Origin of the sequence: Vibrio sp. zbq_1 (assembly GCF_043102935.1) — a bacterium.
GTDB classification, from domain to species: Bacteria; Pseudomonadota; Gammaproteobacteria; order Enterobacterales; family Vibrionaceae; genus Vibrio; species Vibrio parahaemolyticus.
Genome location: NZ_JBICJH010000004.1, coordinates 705,596 through 726,569 on the forward strand (window position 1 = coordinate 705,596; position 20,974 = coordinate 726,569).

Below are 20,974 nucleotides of genomic sequence, written 5' to 3' on the forward strand. Positions count from 1 at the left end.
GATGATGGAAAAGTAAAATGGATGATTAAAAAGTATAGGCTCGCGAAGACCACGAGCCATTTAGATTACTGGCCTTGCGCGACTTGGTCTTGCCAATCTAATGTCGAGAACCAGTATTCATAACGCTGTTTTAACCATCCATCTTGGGTTCTTTCTTCAATCCATTTATTGAAAAAGGCTTTTTTATCTTCCTCCCCTAAGCGAACCGCAAAGGCTTCGTTACCTTTTGATAGTCGCTCAGAGAATGGAAGGAATAGCTTGTCGCTGTGTTTCACTGTCTCATGTTCTGGTTTTGGGCTAGAAGCAATGACCGCGTGGGCGTTACCATTCAGCACCTCTTGGAAGGCTTGCGCGTCGTCATCAAATTGCAGAATCTTCGCTTTCGGGAAGGTTTCTCTGGCTACTTGAACGGTGAATGCGCCGCGACGAGCCGCAATTTTTACGCGTCGTGAGTCAAAATCGGAGAATTCGCTAAAACCTGAAGCAAGCTCTTTGTTCGCTGCCACTTGAACTCCAGAGTGCGAGTAGGGCTCAGTAAACAACACGCTTTTGGAACGCTCGGGCGTGACCGACATGCCACCGATGATCACGTCGAACTTTTTCGCCAGTAGTGCGGGAATAATGCCATCCCACGCGGTCGGTACAAATTCCACTTTCAAACCTGAATCTTCAGCTAAGCGTTTGGCAACATCGATTTCAAAACCGATTAACTCACCTTGCTTGTTGCGCATTGCCCAAGGGACAAATGTTGACATACCAACGCGCAAAGTACCTCGTTCCTTGATTTGATCTATGTTGGGTGTGGTGGCAGCTTCTTCTTTCGCGAGAGTAGGCATAGTGATGGCTAGCCCTAATAATGCAGTAATGGTCGCTTTGAATAACTTCATGTTATCTCCTTATAATTTGCGCCAACTGGCTCCAAGTTTGTGTTCTAGCCATGCAGACAAGCCAGAAAGTGATAGAGTGAGAGCAAGATAAATTGCTGCCACGGTAAACCAAATTTCAAACGGCATCGCCGTCTCAGAGACGATGTTGCGTGCCTGTGTTGTTAAATCAAAAATCGCCATCACGCTTACAATGGAAGAGTTTTTGATCAAAGAAACCACTTCATTGGTCAATGGCGGTAATGTGCGTTGTAAAACCTGAGGCAAAATCACGTCTTTGTAAGTGTAAAACGGTGATAACCCGAGTGTTTGTGCTGCTTCGAATTGCCCTTTAGGAATACTGTTTAAACCTGCGCGGAATATTTCCGCAGTGTAGGCACCTTGGAAAAGGGACAATGCCAAAACGGCGGTACTGAATCGGTCCAAACCAATCACGGGGCCAAACACGAAGTAGAGCAAATAGATTTGCACCAACAACGGCGTGTTGCGTATTACCTCGACATAAGTGGTGCCAATAACATTGCCGACTTTCGAATCGCTAAGCCTTAGTAACGCGGTGACCAACCCCAACACTAAGGTGAAGAATAGACTAATAGCCGAGATGTTAAGCGTGACCAATAGCCCATCGATAAGTTCTGCTGGCCACCATTCGCCATCTTCATAAAAAGCGATGTAATTAGGTACGCGTTCCCATTGCCATTGATAGCCCATAGCATCGGCACCAGAGTCCAACACCCACACAATCGCGATGAAGAGGAGCATCATTTGCAGCAAAGCTTGAAGGACGGGTTTGATTACGCGAACTATCATCAGTAACTTAAAATTTGGTTCAAAAATGCTTGGGTTCGTGGATGCTGTGGTGTTTCAAATAAGGCGATCGGTGAGTTCATTTCCACGATTTGGCCTTCATCCATAAATACCACGCGGTTCGCTACTTTTTTGGCAAATCCCATTTCGTGCGTGACGCAAATCATCGTCATTCCACTTTGAGCCAGTTCAACCATGACATCCAACACTTCGTTGATCATTTCCGGGTCAAGCGCCGAAGTCGGTTCGTCAAAAAGGAGTAAGTCCGGTTCCATACATAAGGAACGGGCAATCGCGACGCGCTGCTGCTGACCGCCGGAAAGCTGGATAGGATACTTACTCGCTTGCTCCTCAATATTGACTCGTTTGAGGTAGTGTCGTGCGCGTTTTTCAGCTTCTTGTTTTGACAATTTGAGTGTGCGAATCGGCGCTAAGGTAAGGTTTTCCAGTACAGTCATATGAGGAAAAAGGTGGAAGTGCTGGAACACCATGCCGATTTTACCGGGTTTGAGGGATTTTGCATGAGAAGGCTGGTCGAACACATGAAGTTGGCCATCTTGAATCGATTCAAGATGGTTGATGCAACGAATGAGCGTTGATTTTCCTGAACCAGAAGGGCCACACACCACGACGATCTCGCCAGAATGTACGGAGAAGTTGATATCTTTTAGAGCGTGGTAATCGCCATACCACTTATTTACGTTGCTAAATTCGACGACGGGAGTGTTCTCTTTCAAAGGGGCACGCTTTTAGGGATAACAATCGCTCTACAATAACAAGTTGTGAATGCGATTTCATTAAGTTAACGCTCATATTCCTAGAGTCAGCGAATGGTTGGTTATATCGTGCGCAATAAAAAGGACCTGCCATTTGGCAGGTCAAGTCCCTGTGGAGCAAGTTATGGGGGAGAAATTCAAGGTCGAGCTTGAATAAGGGGGAGGTAAACCTAAGCTGCGATTTCTTCCGCTGGCTTCATGTGAGAAGACACATTCAAGCTCAGCAAGCGACACGCGTTGATTTCACCCATGCCTTCGATGGAGTCGAGTTGGGTCATCAAAATGGAGGAAATATGTGCTTCGTTGGCCTTTTGACGTAAGCATTCCACTAACTGTGGCGCGAGATCGACGTGGCTTTCTGCTGCTTTGAAATACAAAGGTTCAACACCGCGTAGAATGGTCATTTGTGCAAGCAAGGCTGGGTTGTCGCTCAGGGCCCAAATCTTAGTTTTACTTTGGCAGCGAGACATCAACAGGGGTGTTTCACCATGTTGGGTTAAAATCGCAACGCCAAGGTCTTGATGAACGCGAGAAGCCGAAATCATTGATGAAAGCGCGAAACTTTTGCCTGGGTTAGAACATAAGTGTTGCAGAGTATCCCAGCAGTCATGGTTGCATTCCAGCTCGTGCTCTGCACCTTGTGCGATGCGAACCATGGCTTCGACCGCTTCGATTGGGTATTTGCCCGCCGCCGATTCCGCCGACAGCATCACGGCGTCTGTTCCGTCAATAATCGCGTTTGCCACGTCTAACACTTCAGCGCGAGTTGGGAGAGGATTCTCGATCATCGATTCCAACATCTGGGTCGCGGTAATGACTGGCTTACCCCAATGTTTAGAACGATTGATCAATGATTTTTGCACCATTGGCAGTCGTGCGTCGCCAATCTCTACGCCTAAATCGCCGCGAGCAACCATAATGATGTCTGATGCTTTAATGACATCATCCATCGCTTCTTTGGTTTCAACCACTTCTGCGCGTTCTACCTTCGCGACAATCTTGGCGTGACAACCTGCTTTTTGCGCCAAGCTGCGAGCGTATTCGATATCTTGTGCATTGCGCGGGAAAGAAATGGCAAGGAAGTCGGCTCGAAGTTTAGCTGCGGTGTCGATGTCTTGAATGTCTTTCGCGGTAAGAGCCGGAGCGGAAAGACCGCCACCTAACAAGTTAATGCCTTTACGGTTAGACAATTTACCGCTGTTCAATACTGTGGTTTTAATCCACTGTTCGTCACGGTGTACTTGGCTTACTTTTAGCTGAATACGGCCATCATCTAGCAACAAAATATCGCCTTCGTTCACGTCTTGAATCAGCTCTGGGTAATCAAGCCCAACCATTTCTTGGGTTCCAGATTGTGCGTCAAGTGTGCCGCTCAGGGTGAATACGTCGCCTTGATTGAGTAGAACTGCGCCATTTTCGAAGCAAGAAATACGAATCTTAGGGCCTTGTAAATCGACTAACACACCAACATAAGTGTCGAGTTCGGCCGCAATTTCACGAACTAAATTCGCGCGGGCAATGTGTTCTTGCGCCGTTCCGTGAGAAAAATTGAGTCTGACTACGTTCGCGCCTGCTCGAATCAATTTAGTTAGTGTTTCGCGGCTTTCACTTGCTGGGCCTAGCGTAGCCACAATTTTGGTTTTACACATTTGTCACCTCAATCGACACTTAAAAAGGAAAATAGAAATAGGGGGGATTTTCTATCAATCTCGTAAGCACTCTTTGCAAAAGAACTTAAGACATTGGGGGAGTAAGCGGGAGTTGCCTCCCGCTTTAGTCAGGATTAGTGACTAGGGCGAGCTTCTAGCTCTTTTTCTTCAACTGGGTCGATATCAACCACTTTCTTCGCATTCCAAACTGTTAGAGCAAGAAGTAGAGAAATCACACCAGCAGCCAGCCAGAAATATTGCGCTTGAGAGAAGTCGTATTTAGTTACGCCATCAACCTCTGTGATTTTGATTAGAGAAGCTGACGCTAACTCTTGACCAGAAGCGGCGATGTAAGAGAACAGACCGATGAAGCCTTTCACTGCGCCAACTGCGTTCTTAGGCATCAAGTCACAAGCAGTTAGACCTGCAAGGAACACAACCAGACCACCGATAGCGAAACCGATCATACCTAGTGCTACTGCGTCAACGATGCGGTTATCTGGGCCGAAGAACATCAAGCACATGCCACCGATGTTCGCCAATCCGTAAAGTAGAGTCGGGATATGGCGGTTAGAGTTGAACACCTTGTCAGAGATGATGCCGGATAGGATTGCACCTGCTAGACCCGCGATAGGGTATGTAGACATTGCGAAGCCAGCGTCAATCAGTGAGTAACCTTTTGCTTCTTGTAGGTAAAGCACTGCCCAAGAAGACATCGCGTAGCGAGAGATGTACATCGCTGCACACGCTGCTGCAATTAGCCAAACGGTTGGTTGCTTCAGGATGAACATTTGAGCTCGACGAGTTGCTTGCGGATCGTTCTTTTTCTTGATCTCAGGTTCTTCGTCGAATGCTGTTGCTGAATCTGGCAAACCGTAAGTTTGTGGACGGTCCTTTAGGATGAAGAACATACAAATCGCAGCTGCAATCGCTGCAATACCCGCACCGATGAAACCTGCGCGCCAACCGAAGTAGCTCACTAGAGACGCCGTTAGGATCCAAGTGATACCTTCACCGATGTTACGTGAGCCACCCCAGATAGAGTAACGGCTACCACGTTGTTTTGGTGAGAACCATTGGAACAGAGACACACAAGACGGTGCTGAACCAACAGATTGGAACCAACCGTTTAGACCCCAAAGCAGAACAAAGAAGAATGCCGTGGTGTTCAAACCCATGAATACTGCGGTGATACCAGACAGTAGTAGAGAGAACGACATAAATCGGCCAATGTTGGCATAGTCAGAAAGGAAGCCGTTCGAGAACTTACCAAAAGCGTAAGTGAAGAAGAAAGCCGAACCCATGATACCGAGTTCTTCGATGGTTACGATGCCTGCATCTAGCATTGGTTTTTTAACAACACCTAAACTCATACGAACTACGTAGAAGACGGCGTAACCGAAAACCAAGCCTAAAAATACATGCCATTGGTAGCGTTTGAAACGCGCTTGCATTTCCTCTTTCGAGCCATCTGAAAGAGGGAGGTCAGGGCGTGTTTTAAAGAAATTAAACATCTTGCACTCCAAGTTTTAATCACAAATGTTTTGTTGCAGGGCTATCTTGAAGTGACAGATTGCACAGTGCAAAGGCATGAATTTGAGACAGAATTGACCCATATTGATATTTAGGTTGAGTCAAAAACGGGAATTTAGAACGTTAGGCTGACACTTGTTACTGATAGAATATGCTTAGTTCTGGTTGAAGTGCGTCAATAGTGACTCAAACATACTCTGTAAGATTTTTTGACAATCTTTCATAGATTTGAGTTACCGCACACTATTTAAGGTTTTTGGTTAATTTGATGGCTGATTTCAAGCAATTTGGGCGTCGTTTACTTCTTGGTGCGGCGCTTTATGCACCACTCACAATGGCAGCAGAAAAAGAGTTGGTGATACTCACGACCTTCTCTCAAGCACCAATCACTGCTTTGGTGGATGACTTTACGCAGCACTATCCTGATGCTGAAGTCCGAGTGGTTCACCGACGCACTCAATCAAGCCTGCAATTGCTTAGCAAAAGCTACATGAAGGATATCGACTTGGTGTTGAGTTCGTCGCCGTTTCTGATGCAAGAGCTGTCTAATGAACATCGTTTGGCTGATATGTCGTCGCGTGTGCAAGTGCCGAAATGGTTGTCGCCTTATCTATTACCTAATAACGATCAAGTCGTGGCGTTTGGATACTCTGGCGCCGGGATTGTTTGGAACAAAGATTATTTGGCCGCGAACCATTTACCAGAACCGAAGCGTTTTCAAGATCTGACCAACCCGCTGTACTTTGGTCACGTCACCATGAGCACGCCAAGCCGCTCTGGAACCACGCAATTGATGGTCGAGAGTGTGCTTAGTCAATATGGTTGGCAAGAGGGCTGGCGGATTTTACTCAATGTGGGAGCGAACCTCGCGACGATCTCTTCTCGCAGTTTTGGAGTGGCGGATTACATCGCCAAAGGTAAGTTTGGTATTGGGCCGACGATCGACAGCTACGCACTGATTGCGCAACGCAAGTTCGACTACGTTGGCTTTGCTTATGACCAAGACTTTACGCTGATGCCTACCTATATTGCGCAAATCAATCGGGGCAAGAGTGATAAGTTGGCAGAGTCCTTTATTGCTCATTTGCTTTCGAAAGAAGTACAAGAGCAGATGGAAAGCAGCACCTTCTCCAAAACAGCGCTTGACGATACGGCTCGATACGGTGGAGAAAATCCAGTTCTCGACCTAGAACAGGTAATGCCACGCGAAGCGCTAATCAACTTGATTTTTGACACCGCGATCACCAAGCGTCTTCCGGAGCTTCAAGACGCTTGGCTCTCGCTCATTAACTTGAATCGACTCGCCGACGGAAAACCAGAGAAACAACGTTCGCTACAAGCCATTGAAAAACAACTGTTTGAATTACCACTGAGCAAAGCGCAAGTAACTGAAATTGCGCAAAAGCTGTCGACCATGGATAAAGACTCCGAAGTTGGCATGACGCACTACCAAGCGTTATTGGCTGAGTTTTCCCATGAATTGGGGCGTGCGATGTCGGAAAAATTGGACAACGTAAATCAGCAATTGGCTCAATGGCGAGGGAAAGAGAAGTAGTGTTATACCCGAAATACAAAACCATTGGTGCCCGCCTAATTGCCGCTTTTGCTTGCAGCACGCTCTTGCTCACCGTGGTGTGTTTGGTCGCTTGGGCGACATGGAACAGCTTGGATAATCAGGTGCGCCTTTTGTTGGAAGATAGCGTGCCTAAATATAACGCCAGCTATTTTCTCGAAAGTAAAACCAGTGAAATTAACCGCCGCGTAGAAGCGCTGCAAGCGGTAGACAACAAAGTACAGCTGACTGAACAAGCCATGCAGGTCAGCGAGCAATTGGCCTCGATTTCGACCGTTCTGAAAAGCAATAAGATGAGCTCCGAGTTTTATCAATTGCTCGAATCGGAAGCTGGCCTTGCCTCGCTACTGGAAAAGTACGTGGATATGATTTCAACTCGCATCGATCAAACTCGCCGCGTCGACCAACTGATGGAGCAGATTAACTGGCTCCACCAAGATATTCGCTCTGAGCTCAAACCGGTTCGACAAGAAGTGCATTGGCAGATTGAGCGGGTAAACGATTCGAAAGAAATTCAAAACTTGCTGGTGCAATTGAGTACTTTGCAACGGGTCATCGATATTGAGTCGGCGGTGTACGACATGGCGATTGATGTTGCTGGCGCATCAATGCCGGAGCAGGTCGACAATGGGATGAAGGTGATTCACTTTCGCTTGATGGATCTGCAAGAAAGCAGCACAACCTTAATGAATCAGCCAACCTCAATCGCTTACAAACAGTTATTGCAAGAACTTGTGGTTGTGTTGAGTCCAGAAGGCGCGTTCGATAAACAATTGATGTCATTAGTGACACTGAACGGCGACATTCAGAAAATACAAGAGCAAATCGCGCTCAGCATGGATGCCATTCATCAACAAATCGGTGAACTGGTTTCTACTGCGGACCAAACGTTCAAACAGGTGAAGAGTGAAACCGCCGAGCGCGTGTCTTACGGCAACCACGTTTTGATCGTCTGCTTTAGTTTGTCGATCATGACGAGTATGTTCTTGACGTATTACTTCATCAACCGCCGCATTGTGGCACGTTTGATAGGGTTAGGTGACAGTATTGATGCCATCATCAAAAACGACCTGAGCCATCCGGTTGTGGTGGACGGCAATGATGAGATCGGACGCTTGAGTGAAAAGCTCATCGAGTACGGTGAAAAGGTACAGGAAATTCAGCGGACTAACGCTTTGAGCCTAATCAACAACACTACGGCGAGTTTGATTACCAGTGACCTCAATGGCGTTGTCGAATCAGCAAACTTAAGTGCACGTAAGTTATTGAAACTTGGTGAGGTTAACGAAAGTTATCCGATTTGGGAGTACTTCCCAGAGAGCTGTCGAGATCAACTGAAAAAGGTATTCGATGGTTCTCATTTGTGGATTGAACTCGGTAAAATTCATGTGACATTGTCACTTGGAGACGAGAAGCCAAAGTATGTGCGTTTCGATATTCGTCCTTTCGCTCATGGTGCTGAATACAAACTGATCATGACCATTACGGATGTCACTCATCAAGAAATGACCACGCGTACCTTGGAAAGTCGGGTGTTAGAAAAAACGCAAGATTTGCTACTGAAAAACCAACAGTTAGAAAACGAAATCGAAGAGCGCATTCGCACCGAAGACAATCTTAAAAAGACGCAAGATGAGTTGATTCAAGCTGCAAAAATGGCGGTTGTAGGGCAAACCATGACCAGTTTAGCGCATGAGCTTAATCAGCCATTAAACGCAATGTCGACGTATTTATACAGCGCGAGAATGTTCCTCGAACAGGAATCTCCAGAAAAGGTTGGTGAATCCATTACTCACATCGAAGGTTTGGCGACTCGGATGAGTAAGATCATCAACAGTTTGCGCCAATTCGCTCGCAAGCCAGAAGGTGAAAGAGAAGTGAAGTCTGTAAGTGTTCATGAGGTGGCGGAGCAAGCATCCACCATTGTGAACACGCGAGCGAAGCGTCAACAGATCATCATAGAAAACCAGTTACCTGATGATGTAAAAGTGCAAGGCGACATGTTGGCGCTAGAACAGGTCTTCATTAACGTCTTAGTAAACAGTTGTGATGCGTTGATGGAAAGCACAAGGGACGAACAAAAACGGATTCAAATGGCGCTGGTGGAACGAACCAGCCAAACCACACTGATTGCAATCAGTGACAACGGCATTGGGTTTGGTGAAGAGATTGTGCAGCGGATTTTTCAGCCTTTTGTTTCGACAAAAGAAGTTGGTCTAGGGCTGGGGATGAATATTTGTAAGTCATTAATAGAAAAGCATAAAGGAAGTATCTACCTCGCTTCCTCATTAGAAAAAGGTGCGATGGTTGTGTTGGAGTTACCTAATGAGCAATAACCCATATTCAGTATTATTGGTCGATGATGATCAGGATGTTTTGGACTCTTATTCGTACTTGATGAACATATCATCAATCAAGTCAAAGGCCATTAACGACCCAACACAAGCGCTGCAATATGTCTCTCCAGAGTGGGCGGGCGTTGTTATTCTCGATATGTACATGCCGCAAATGCATGGATTAGAACTGCTTCGGATGATCAAAAACGTCGATGAGCGAATCCCTGTCATTGTGATCACTGGGCACGGCGATATTCCAATGGCGGTTGATGCAGTAAAGCAGGGCGCGTGTGAGTTTTTAGAAAAACCGATCAATCCTGCGGAGCTCTTAACACTAGTAAAACAGCAGCTTGAAACTCGAAGCAGCCAGGTGGAATTGCAGCTACAGGCGGAGAAATCTATTTCGCGCTCATTAATTGGTAAGTCTGCGCATATGGAGCAGATCCGCAAGCTTGTTGCCCAATACGCGTTACTGGACACGCACGTGGTGGTTTATGGTGAGTCGGGCACTGGGCGTCACAGCGTCGCGGGGTTAATTAAAGACATGATGTCTAAGAGTGAAGAAACGGAGTATGGTTCTTTTGCTCTCAGTGCAACCACAACAATGGATAGCATTGATGATGCCATCGACAAACAGCAGTCGTGTTTACTTGTGTTAGAGAACTTACCTGAACTAACTGAAGAGGGGCAACGGCATCTGGCTCAATTATTACTGGCGCGAGAACGTTGTGGGAAAAAGAATCTGCGTGTTGTAACGATTTTTGACTCAGAACCAGAAGAGTACATCACCAAAAATCAATTGCTGCCGGAACTGTACTATCTACTCAACCAAGGCGTGGTTCACGTACCGCCATTGCGTCAGCGCCCTGACGACATCGTGACGATATTTCATTACTTCTTAAAACTGAGTTGTAAGAAATTAGGCAAAACATTGCCAAATGTCGACTCTAGCTATCTTGCGCTACTGAGAGGCTATCCGTGGCCGGGCAACATCCGGGAGCTAAGAAATATCGCTGAGTTATACGCAATCGGAATTGTTAAGTTAACGGGTAAAGAGCGCATATACTCACAAAATGAGATTCAGCTTCCATTGGATGATTTGGTGGACGATTTTGAAAAGCAGCTCATAGAAGATGCGCTGTTTTTGCACTCCGGGCGAATTACGGATGCGGCAAACCATCTGCAAATACCGCGTAAAAAGCTGTATTTGAGAATGAAAAAGCACGGAATTGAAAAGGGCAATTACAAGTCGCGATAACAAAAAAGCGTTTGAGGTCTACATCAGTAAGCTCAAACGCTTTTTCATCAAGACTCGGAGTGATGAGCACCAATCTGCGGCATAGAAAATTAACTGATCACCGTGAGATACGGATACCGGATCACGATGGCAATTACGGACATCGCCATTAAAGTTTGCGCGGAATAGTACGTGACCATCACCACTTGCCGAGAAAATACCGAGTAACCACCAAAGCGTTCAAAAGCCAGCACCGTGCCGGAAATGATGAAGATAAAGCTTCCTAACACCGCAAACGAAGACGACTGCGTTTTCCCACTTAGATAATACTCAATGGCCATCCAACACATGGTCATCAAAACCAAAATGTAGCTCGCGACAGGGATTCTTTCTTTGCCGAGGTCAGGTCGAAACAGCCAGTAAAAGCAAATGCCGAGCCCAAACAAAGCAATAGGAAGCCAAGGAGTGAAATGCCATGCCGACATTAAGCTAAAGCCATAACTGTAGGACAAATGAGCAGAGCAAAATAGGCTTAGACCAATGATGAACTTATCTCGCGGTAACATTAGTAGTAAATCACCGAGTAGTGACAACGATAAACCCACTAATATCCACTGAGTGTAAGGCAGTTGACTCGCGGGAGAATTAAGCAAAATGCCAATCATCACAAGTACAGGCAATGGCTTTGATACGTAAAATAGCCATTTCGGCCCTTTACGGACACTTATGATGTGTATGAATGCTAATACAACGACAACTAGCCACATATATAAAGAACTCTCGAACAGACAAACGTGAGTAGCGTAGTGCTACTCTAAACAAAAAGATCTAACAAATGCGTAAGTTAGACCTTTGATTTCAATTTTATTTTTTGTGTATGTAAAGCTAAACAGTTGCCACTTTACTGACCAACGCGAACACTTAATTTTGTGCATTAATTGTTGTTTTTAGAATGCCCAATATTTGAACGCGTTAAAGCTTACAAAATAGCATAAAAAAACGGTATTGTGACCGTTAAGTCACAATACCGTTAAACCCTAGAAAGGGCAGTGAACAGTTGTTGCTGTTATGAGACAGCTAATTCTAAAATTTCACGGCTGCGTTCAAGAGTAATCGCTTGGTTTTCACCCAGAACTGTCATTCCGTGTTTGTTGAGTTGGTCAATGATGGCATCGATCGCTTGCTCGCGGCTTTCACCGTAGTTGTCTAGTTGAGTCGCTACGCCAAGTTGGTGGTAGAACGCTTCGATGGCTTCGATAGTGCGTTCTGCAAGATCATCACCAGACTCCAAACCAAATACATTACGACCCATTTGCTCAAGCTTCGCGCGCTTAAATTGCATCTGGTTACGCAGCAGTGATGGTTGGATGATGGCAAGAGAACGTGCGTGATCAACGCCCCAAAGAGCAGTCAGCTCGTGACCGATCATGTGCGTTGCCCAATCGTGAGGAACGCCGCTACCAATCAAACCATTCAATGCTTGGTTTGCAGACCACATGAGGTTTGCGCGCCATTGGTCGTCATCGCGCTCTGCGAACTGTTCGCCAAGCGTTTTTAGAGTTTTTAGCAGGGTCTCTGCGTAACCGTCTTGAACCATCGCACCAGTAGGCAGTGTAATGTATTGCTCACAAACGTGTACCCACGCATCCACAATGCCGTTAATAAGCTGACGCTCAGGCAGCGTTTTCATTACATCTGGATCTAACACTGCAAACTTAGGCTGTACTGCAGGAGACATGAACGGCAGTTTGTCTTGAGTTTCTGCTTTTGTAATCACTGCACCCATGTTGGATTCTGAACCAGTTGCAGGTAGCGTTAGGATAGCCGCAAGCGGTGTTGCTTCTGTCACTTGATGCTTACCGATCATAATGTCCCAGCCGTCACCATCGTACTTTGATGCTGCCGCAACGTATTTAGAACCGTCGATAACCGAACCACCACCAACAGCAAGAATAAAGTCGATGTTTTGATCTTTTACGATAGCGACCGCTTTATCCAATGTTTCTTTTGTTGGGTTTGGTTCTACACCAGAAAACTCAGACCATTCGTGGCCAGTGAGTGCTTCTGCTACTTGGTCGTATACGCCGTTCTTTTTGATTGAGCCGCCACCGTAAATCACCAAGACCCTTTGAACCGCTGGGATCGCGTCTTTGATTGCTGCGATTTGTTGTTGGCCAAAGAAAATTTTGGTTGGGTTGACATAAGAAAAGTTCATTGCAGACCTCTTGTTTCCAGTTGAGGAGATTGAATACGTGCATATTAGTACGACTTTTTGTCGTGTTGTAGGTCGGTTTCTGTAAATTACTTGCCTATTTCTACAAAATTGTTGTTATAGCGCTGGAATCGGAAACAGAAGAGAAAGTATAGTGAGCAAAATGACAACAAAGCGTAGACCGATTGACGGTTTATGGAGCATTACATGAACACATTAGCCGAAACCATGCAGCAGTATGTTGAAAAGCATGATCTGCACAATTTAGAAGGCATTAAGCAAACCGCTATCGAAGGCGTTTGGTTTTATCGCAGTAGCAAAGGCAATAACCGTCAACCATTTGTGTATCAATCAGGGATCATTGTGCTTGGCCAAGGGCATAAAAACATCCATATAGGGCAAACGCCAGTTCAGTATGGTCCGGATGACTATTTGGTGGTGGGTGTACCTATGCCTCTAGAGTGTGAAGCATTTGCCACCAACAATGAGCCTTTGCTCGGTATTTCTATCGACATCTCGCCCACGCTGCTGCACAAACTTGTGAAAAAGCTCGAAGCACAGAAATTCAGTAATATCTGCGAAGATTCTAAACGTTGTGGCCTCAAATCGGTTCGAATGAACGACGCCATGCTCGATGCTTGCAAGCGATTAATGAAGGCGCTTTGCAACGATTTGGATGTGGCGATATTGGGCGAGTCCTTACTAGAAGAAGTTGTCTATCGAACGCTTGTAAGTAAAGAAGGGTACGTGTTGTTTGAATTGGCTCACCAAGAAGGCTCCTACGCGAGAGTTGCAAAAGCACTCAATCGAGTTCATGCCGAATATCATGAGCAATTGAATGTCCAAACATTGGCGGAAGAGGCCAACATGAGTGTCTCGGCATTTCATCAGGCGTTTCGGAGTGTAACCTTAGAATCACCTTTGCAATACATCAAAAAAGTACGTCTCAATAAAGCGAGAGATTTGATTCAACTCGAAGGGAAACGAGTCAACGATGCTGCTCGACTTGTAGGCTACAGCAGCCCATCACAGTTTAGTCGCGAGTACAAGCGACATTTCAATGAAACACCAAGGTCAACAAAGGCATAGTGATCTTTATTTCAAAATGACGACTTTTTTCGCCTTTTTTATTAATTTGCGAGTCACTTATTTATTCGAATTATAAAATTAGTTGCTGGTGCCAAATAATAGGTATTTTGTTGCAACCATTTAGTGGATTCTTGAGAGGTGGTGTTGAAAACTCGCAAATACATAGTGTGAAATTTCCAACTTGTACTTAAGTTATTTTACGTCGAAATAAAAGTAAGAACGTGTTGTTTCAAACACGTTTAATATTGTTTTAACAATAACTTAAGGAAGAGCGATTATGCACCTTAAAAACGGGAAAGCAGTGAAAAGTGTCTTTACGCTAAGTACGCTGACTGCATCTTGTCTATTGGCCTTCAACAGCTACGCAGCGGTTGATTGTGCCCCTCTAGAAGTTTGGGATTCGTCAAAAGTTTATAATGGCGGCGACCAAGTTCAGCATGAAGGTAACGCATACAAAGCGCGTTACTGGACGCAAAACAATAACCCTGCACAAGCTGGCCAGTGGGGCGAGTGGGAATCTCTTGGTGCTTGTGATGGAACAGGTCCTGTTGACCCACCACAAAATGAAATCCCGACGGTGACTCTAACCGCTCCTTCTGCGTCGGCATCTATCACCGCTGGTGAAGTGGTTAACCTAGCCGCAGATGCAGCAGACACTGATGGCACAATTAGCAAAGTTGAATTCTTTGTTGATGGTGCTTTAGTTGGTCAGTCTACTTCGGCTCCTTTCACTGCATCTTGGACTGCAACTGAAGGCGTACACGAGTTTTCAACTAAATCTTATGATGACGCTGGTGCGGTAAGTACTGCAAGTTCAGTAACGCTTACGATTGCTTCAGCTCAACCAGGTAATGAAGCGCCTACAGTGGATGTTGCGCTTTCAGCTACTTCAATCGAGCTAGGCGGTACTGTTACGCTTACTGCTAACGCGGCAGACTCGGATGGTAGCATTGCTAAAGTTGACTTCTACGTTGCTGGCGCATTAGCTGGCACAGCAACAGCTGCCCCTTACACACTAGACGTAACGCCTTCAAAAGCGGGCGCTCTAGCGGTATACGCGAAAGCGACAGATAACGCAGGTGCAAGCACAGACTCTGCAATTGCTACGTTAACTGTAAATGGTGGCGCAGTGGCGTCTAACTGTCGTCCTGACGGTCTTTACCAAACCACAGGCGTGGACGTACCTTACTGTTCAATCTACGACGAAGAAGGTCGTGAGAAAATGGGGGCGGATCACCCACGTCGTGTCATCGGCTACTTCACGAGCTGGCGCGCAGGTGATGACCCACAATCGACTTACCTTGTTAAAGACATTCCTTGGGAACAGCTAACTCACATCAACTACGCGTTTGTGAGCATTGGTTCTGACGGTAAAGTGAACGTTGGCGATGTTAATGATCCAAACAACGCTGCAACTGGCAAAACATGGCCAGGTGTTGAAGTCGATCCTACGCTTGGTTTCAAAGGTCACTTTGGTGCACTAGCAACTTACAAGCAAAAACACGATGTTAAGACGCTAATCTCGATTGGTGGTTGGGCTGAAACTGGCGGTCACTTCGATGCAAATGGCGATCGTGTTGCTGATGGTGGCTTCTACACAATGACGACAAATGCTGATGGTTCTATAAACCATGCTGGCATTGAGAAGTTCGCAGCTTCTGCAGTTGACATGATGCGTAAGTACAAGTTCGATGGTCTGGATATCGACTACGAATACCCAACATCAATGGCTGGTGCTGGTAACCCTTACGATAAAGACTTCATGGAACCACGTCGTCAGTACCTATGGGCTTCTTACCAAGAGCTGATGAAAGTACTTCGTGAAAAACTAGATGCAGCTTCTGCTCAAGATGGTACGCATTACATGCTGACTATCGCAGCGCCATCGTCTGGTTACTTGCTACGCGGTATGGAAACCTTCGATGTAACTAAGTACCTAGACTACGTAAACATCATGTCTTACGACTTGCACGGTGCTTGGAACGATCACGTTGGCCACAACGCGGCATTATTCGATACAGGCAAAGACTCTGAGCTAGCACAGTGGAACGTATACGGTACAGCCGCTTATGGCGGTATTGGTTACTTGAATACTGACTGGGCTTACCATTACTTCCGTGGTTCTATGCCAGCAGGCCGTATCAACATCGGTGTTCCTTATTACACCCGTGGTTGGCAAGGCGTAACTGGTGGTGACAATGGTCTTTGGGGCCGAGCAGCGCTACCTAACCAAGCTGAGTGTCAACCAGGCACTGGTGAAGGTGAGAAGAACAACTGTGGTAACGGTGCTATCGGCATCGACAACATGTGGCACGATTTAGATCCACAAGGTCGTGAAATGGGTGCAGGCTCGAACCCAATGTGGCACGCGAAGAACCTAGAGAAAGGCATTTGGGGTTCTTACGCTCAAGCTTACGGTCTAGATCCAGTGAACGATCCTTCTGACAAATTGGTTGGTACGTACACTCGTAATTACGACAGTGTTGCTGTAGCACCTTGGTTGTGGAACGCGGAGAAGGGCGTATTCCTATCTACAGAAGATAAAGCTTCTATCGAAGTGAAAGCGGACTACGTTATCGATAAAGAAATCGGCGGTATCATGTTCTGGGAACTAGCAGGTGACTACAACTGTTACGTACTAGATGCAAATGGCAACCGTACTGCTATCGATGCAACTGAACAAGCGTGTGCTGCAGGTAATGGTGAATACCACATGGGTAACACTATGACCAAAGCTATCTACGACAAGTTTAAGTCTGCAACGCCTTACGGTAACAAAGTAGCGACAGGTCCAACACCAACTGAAGCAGTAGATATTACTGTTAGTGTTGGCGGCTTCAAAGTTGGCGACCAAAACTACCCAATTAACCCTAAGATCACATTTACGAACAACACAGGTCAAGCAATCCCTGGCGGTACTGAATTCCAATTCGATATCCCAGTATCTGCGCCGGACAACGCGAAAGACCAATCTGGTGGCGGTTTGAAAGTGATTGCTTCTGGACATACTCGTGCAAACAACATCGGTGGTTTGGATGGCGTAATGCACCGCGTATCGTTCTCTCTACCAGCATGGAAAGATCTTCCAGCAGGCGGTACTTACGAGCTTGATATGGTTTACTACCTACCAATCTCTGGTCCTGCGAACTACTCAGTGATTTCTGGTGGTAAAGAATTTGCGTTCAAGTTTGAGCAACCAGATCTACCAATCGGAGACCTAAACGCGGGTACTGGCGGTGGCGGTACAACTGAACCAGGTTCTTGTGATACTGCTGGTTTGGTAACATACCCAAATCTGCCACAAACTGACTGGGCAGGTAACCCAAGCCACGCAAACCAAGGCGACAAAGTCATCCACAATGGTGTGGTTTACCAAGCAAACTGGTGGACGGCTTCTGAACCAGGTAGCGATGGTAGCTGGGCTACAGTATGTAACATCTAATCATTATTGATTAACTGTTATTACCTAACTTTCATAGGTACTTAAACAAAAGCGCACGGTAATTATCGTGCGCTTTTTCGTTTATGTTGTCGTTTGAATTGAGGACTTTCAGAACTGGTAGCTCTCCGGTATAACAACAATGCCTTTTTCTGAGATTTTGAAGCGTTTGGCGTCTTCAACCTTATTGATGCCGATTTGTGTATTCGGTGGTATGCGAACGTGCTTATCGACGATGCAATTCACCAGTTGGCTGCCTTCACCGACTTCTACATCATCAAAAATGATGGAATCCACAACGGTCGCACTGTCTTGAATGCGCACATTTGATGAAATGATCGAGTGCTGGACTGAGCCACCTGAGTTGATAACACCGGTAGCTATGATCGAGTTGATGAAAATACCTTCGTTTCCTGTTGCAGAGGAGACGGTTCTCGCTGGTGGAAATTGAGGTTCGTAAGTGCGGATCGCCCAGTTAGATTGATAAAGGTTCATCGGAGGTACTGGTTCCAATAAATCCATATTTGCTTCATAGAAGGAGTCAATTGTCCCGACATCACGCCAGTAACAATCTTTATCGACACGACCTTTGCTGCCACAAAACTTGTAAGCGTAAACCGATTCGGTGTCGATCAATTTTGGAATAATGTCGTTGCCAAAGTCATGGCTAGACGTTTCCAGTTTCGCATCTTCGGTCAGCGCTTCTTTGAGCACATCCATATCAAAGATGTAGATCCCCATTGATGCAAGGCTCTTGGTTTTATCGTCTGGAAGAGTAGGTGGGTTTTCGGGCTTCTCGACAAAAGACTTAACCAGTCCGTTTTCAGCGATTCCCATAACTCCGAAAGCATAGGCGTCCTTTACTGGAACATCCATACAAGCGACGGTCAGCTTTGCCCCTTTCTCTTTATGCTCCTCAAGCATCGCTGCGTAATCCATACGATAGATATGGTCACCAGATAACACAACAACGTATTTTGCGTCGTTCCGCGATAGTAACCACAAGTTGTGGTAGATGGCGTCGGCGGTACCCTCATACCATGCACCACCTTTGCGCATTTGAGGCGGAACTGCCGTAATGTACTCACCAAGTTCGGGATTAAAAATCGACCAACCGTCACGAAGGTGCTTTTGTAGTGAGTGAGATTTGTATTGAGTAAGCACTAGAATTTTACGTAAACCTGAATTAAGACAATTGGTTAGCGTAAAATCGATAATTCTGTATTTACCGCCAAATGGTACCGCTGGTTTGGCTCGATCATCAGTGAGTGGGCTAAGTCGTGAGCCCATCCCGCCTGCTAAAATTACAGCGAGTGCGTCTTGCATAATATTCCCTTTCCCTTGTTCTACATGCGTCTAAACCGTGCTTAACCGGAGGAGGTGCTATACAACGCAACAATTTAGAATGACATGTGCTGGTTTGTTTGTTAGCTACTGCAAACTGTAGTACAAGAATCGCGCCATTGAATATTTCTTTAAAAATCAAAATGATGAATTTTGTGACCGAGAGTTGATGCACTATATTAGTGAATTAAAAAATAGGCAATGCATCATATTGGGGCGGTATAGAATCTGGGGATTTAAAGAGATTATTGATTTACAATGTAAAACCTATTTAAAACAGTAAGATAAAGGGAGCTGTCTAGCTCCCTTTGTGTTTGATTTCATTTAAATGAAGCTCATTATGACAAACCGATGATATTACCATCTTCATCAAGGTCGAGATTCATAAACGCTGGCTTGTCAGGAAGACCGGGCATGGTCATAACGCTACCCGATAATGCGTACACGAAGCCAGCACCGGCACATAAACGCAGTTCACGAATTGGAACAGTAAAGCCAACTGGCGCGCCTTTTACTGAAGAATCGGTGGTGATAGAAAGTGGCGTTTTAGCAATACAAACAGCTAATTCGTTAAACCCTAGTTTTTCAAAATGAGCCAATTGCTGAGTTGCAAGTTCACTCATTTCAACATTTGTCGCACCATATCCAGCTTCACACACAGACATCAGCTTCTCCTGAAGGGATTGATGTTTCTGATATAGAGGTCGGAAATTCGTAGTTTTTTCGCAAGCATCAACGACATGCTGTGCTAGATCTCTCGTACCTTCACCACCTTGGGCAAAAGCAGTGCTGATAGCGACTTTAACATTTGGATCGAATGCGTGAATGAGATCTTGAAGCGCGATGAGTTCTTGTTCGCAATCTTGAGGGAACTGGTTAATCGCAACAACGGCTGGGATTCCATATTTATGGACGTTCTTGATGTGCCACTTTAAGTTTTCAAACCCGGCTACCAATGCCGCTTGGTCAGGTGAGAAAATCGAATCTGGAATTGCCATGCCTGGGCGCAAGTCGTAGTGGCCGGAGTTCGCTTTAAGACCTCTTAATGTCGCAACAATCACCACACAGTCAGGCGCTTTGTTGGCAGCCGCTGCTTTAATATTACAGGCTTTCTCAAATCCCATGTCAGAGCCAAATCCTGCTTCAGTTACCGTGTAACGCGAAAGCTTTAACGCAATCTCATCAGCGATAATAGAAGAATTGCCATGCGCAATGTTAGCAAAAGGGCCTGCGTGGATCAGAGTAGGGACACCTTCAAGCGTTTGCATCAATGTTGGTGCAATGGCTTCTTTCAACGTTACGGCCATCGCACCTGCTACTTGTAAATCTTCTGTGGTGATAGGCTGACCGTCGAGATCATAAGCAACAACAATTTTGCCAATGCGCTGACGTAAGTCTTTAAGATTTTTTGCCAACGCAATAATGGCCATCAATTCGGATGCGGCTGAAATATCGAACCCTTCGTTACGCTCAAATCCGTTAATGGTTTTGCCTTGTTCGTTCAAACCAATTTTGACCATGCGAAGTGCACGGTCGTTGTGGTCCATCACGCGTTTCCAAGTAATGCTTTCAACGTCAATTCTTAATGCTTTTAAACCAGTTCGAGCTTCAAAGGCGTCGTATCCTTCGCGCTGCTCGTGGAATAAGCGCGCATCTAAAGCTGCAGACGCTAAGTTGTGAGCTGCCGTAACGGCGTGAATATCCCCCGTCAAATGCAAATTGAGCTCTTCCATTGGCGCTACTTGGGAATATCCGCCACCTGCGGCACCACCTTTGATGCCAAAGACAGGGCCCATTGATGGCTGTCGAATACATGCCATCACGGATTGCTGTAGCTTCGCCAGTCCTTGCGCAAGGCCGATGGTTGTCACGGTTTTGCCTTCACCTAGTGGAGTTGGGGTAATCGCGGTGACCAGAACCAATTTCCCGTTTTGGTTGTCATTCAGGCGGGCTAAACACTTAGGGTGTACTTTGGCTTTGTATTTTCCATGTGTATCAAATTCTTCAGGCAATAGACCTGCTTTTTCAGCGATAACATCGATGGAAGATAACGGTGTGTTTCGGCAAATTTCAATATCAGACTGCATGGATACTC

Annotated in this window: 14 protein-coding genes; 5 read left to right on the forward strand and 9 right to left on the reverse strand. The window is 45.9% G+C overall.

The features are described 5' to 3' along the window. Positions 1-65: 65 nt before the first annotated feature. From ACF8CV_RS03495 to ACF8CV_RS03515, 5 genes are all read right to left on the reverse strand, one after another. Complete coding sequence (locus tag ACF8CV_RS03495) at positions 66-887, reverse strand: transporter substrate-binding domain-containing protein (RefSeq protein WP_138937042.1); 822 nt, start codon at positions 885-887, stop codon at positions 66-68. A 9-nt stretch (positions 888-896) separates the two neighbouring features. Continuing rightward, positions 897-1,694 (reverse strand): amino acid ABC transporter permease, encoded by a 798-nt coding sequence (locus ACF8CV_RS03500; protein WP_138937041.1) that lies wholly within the window; start codon positions 1,692-1,694, stop codon positions 897-899. Then, positions 1,694-2,428, reverse strand: coding sequence for an amino acid ABC transporter ATP-binding protein (locus ACF8CV_RS03505; protein WP_023585209.1), 735 nt, complete (start codon positions 2,426-2,428; stop codon positions 1,694-1,696). The genes ACF8CV_RS03500 and ACF8CV_RS03505 overlap by 1 nt, the downstream gene beginning before the upstream one ends. A 209-nt stretch (positions 2,429-2,637) precedes the next feature. Then, complete coding sequence (pyk, locus tag ACF8CV_RS03510; protein ID WP_005454220.1) at positions 2,638-4,116, reverse strand: pyruvate kinase; 1,479 nt, start codon at positions 4,114-4,116, stop codon at positions 2,638-2,640. Positions 4,117-4,250: 134 nt separating this feature from the next. Further along, complete coding sequence (locus tag ACF8CV_RS03515; protein WP_005397635.1) at positions 4,251-5,630, reverse strand: MFS transporter; 1,380 nt, start codon at positions 5,628-5,630, stop codon at positions 4,251-4,253. A gap of 287 nt (positions 5,631-5,917) precedes the next feature. On the opposite strand from ACF8CV_RS03515, the gene ACF8CV_RS03520 reads away from it, so the two are divergent. The 3 genes from ACF8CV_RS03520 to ACF8CV_RS03530 are packed head-to-tail and all read left to right on the forward strand — an operon-like array spanning position 5,918 to position 10,816. Next, complete coding sequence (locus tag ACF8CV_RS03520; protein WP_029810865.1) at positions 5,918-7,204, forward strand: ABC transporter substrate-binding protein; 1,287 nt, start codon at positions 5,918-5,920, stop codon at positions 7,202-7,204. Continuing rightward, a complete protein-coding gene (locus tag ACF8CV_RS03525) occupies positions 7,204-9,558 on the forward strand; it encodes an ATP-binding protein (RefSeq protein ID WP_025508820.1) in 2,355 nt (784 codons plus the stop codon). The genes ACF8CV_RS03520 and ACF8CV_RS03525 overlap by 1 nt, the downstream gene beginning before the upstream one ends. Next, the gene (locus tag ACF8CV_RS03530; RefSeq protein ID WP_138937040.1) at positions 9,548-10,816 is read left to right on the forward strand and encodes a sigma-54 dependent transcriptional regulator; all 1,269 of its coding nucleotides are present in this window, start codon (positions 9,548-9,550) and stop codon (positions 10,814-10,816) included. The genes ACF8CV_RS03525 and ACF8CV_RS03530 overlap by 11 nt, the downstream gene beginning before the upstream one ends. Before the next feature lie 89 nt (positions 10,817-10,905). Here the strand turns inward: ACF8CV_RS03530 and ACF8CV_RS03535 are convergent, their stop codons facing one another. Further along, complete coding sequence (locus tag ACF8CV_RS03535; RefSeq protein ID WP_025524028.1) at positions 10,906-11,562, reverse strand: lysoplasmalogenase; 657 nt, start codon at positions 11,560-11,562, stop codon at positions 10,906-10,908. 299 nt (positions 11,563-11,861) lie between these two features. Beyond that, complete coding sequence (locus ACF8CV_RS03540; protein WP_138937039.1) at positions 11,862-13,010, reverse strand: iron-containing alcohol dehydrogenase; 1,149 nt, start codon at positions 13,008-13,010, stop codon at positions 11,862-11,864. A 204-nt stretch (positions 13,011-13,214) separates the two neighbouring features. On the opposite strand from ACF8CV_RS03540, the gene ACF8CV_RS03545 reads away from it, so the two are divergent. Together ACF8CV_RS03545 and ACF8CV_RS03550 are read left to right on the forward strand one after the other, a co-directional pair. Then, the gene (locus ACF8CV_RS03545; protein ID WP_171055826.1) at positions 13,215-14,096 is read left to right on the forward strand and encodes an AraC family transcriptional regulator; all 882 of its coding nucleotides are present in this window, start codon (positions 13,215-13,217) and stop codon (positions 14,094-14,096) included. Between the two features lie 277 nt (positions 14,097-14,373). After that, complete coding sequence (locus tag ACF8CV_RS03550; protein ID WP_138937037.1) at positions 14,374-17,538, forward strand: chitinase C-terminal domain-containing protein; 3,165 nt, start codon at positions 14,374-14,376, stop codon at positions 17,536-17,538. A gap of 108 nt (positions 17,539-17,646) precedes the next feature. Here the strand turns inward: ACF8CV_RS03550 and glgC are convergent, their stop codons facing one another. After that, positions 17,647-18,861, reverse strand: a complete 1,215-nt coding sequence (gene glgC, locus ACF8CV_RS03555) for a glucose-1-phosphate adenylyltransferase (RefSeq protein WP_029804891.1) — start codon at positions 18,859-18,861, stop codon at positions 17,647-17,649. Positions 18,862-19,217: 356 nt separating this feature from the next. After that, entirely contained in the window at positions 19,218-20,966 is a 1,749-nt protein-coding gene (locus tag ACF8CV_RS03560) for a formate--tetrahydrofolate ligase (RefSeq protein WP_029799170.1), read from the reverse strand. Positions 20,967-20,974 lie beyond the last annotated feature (8 nt).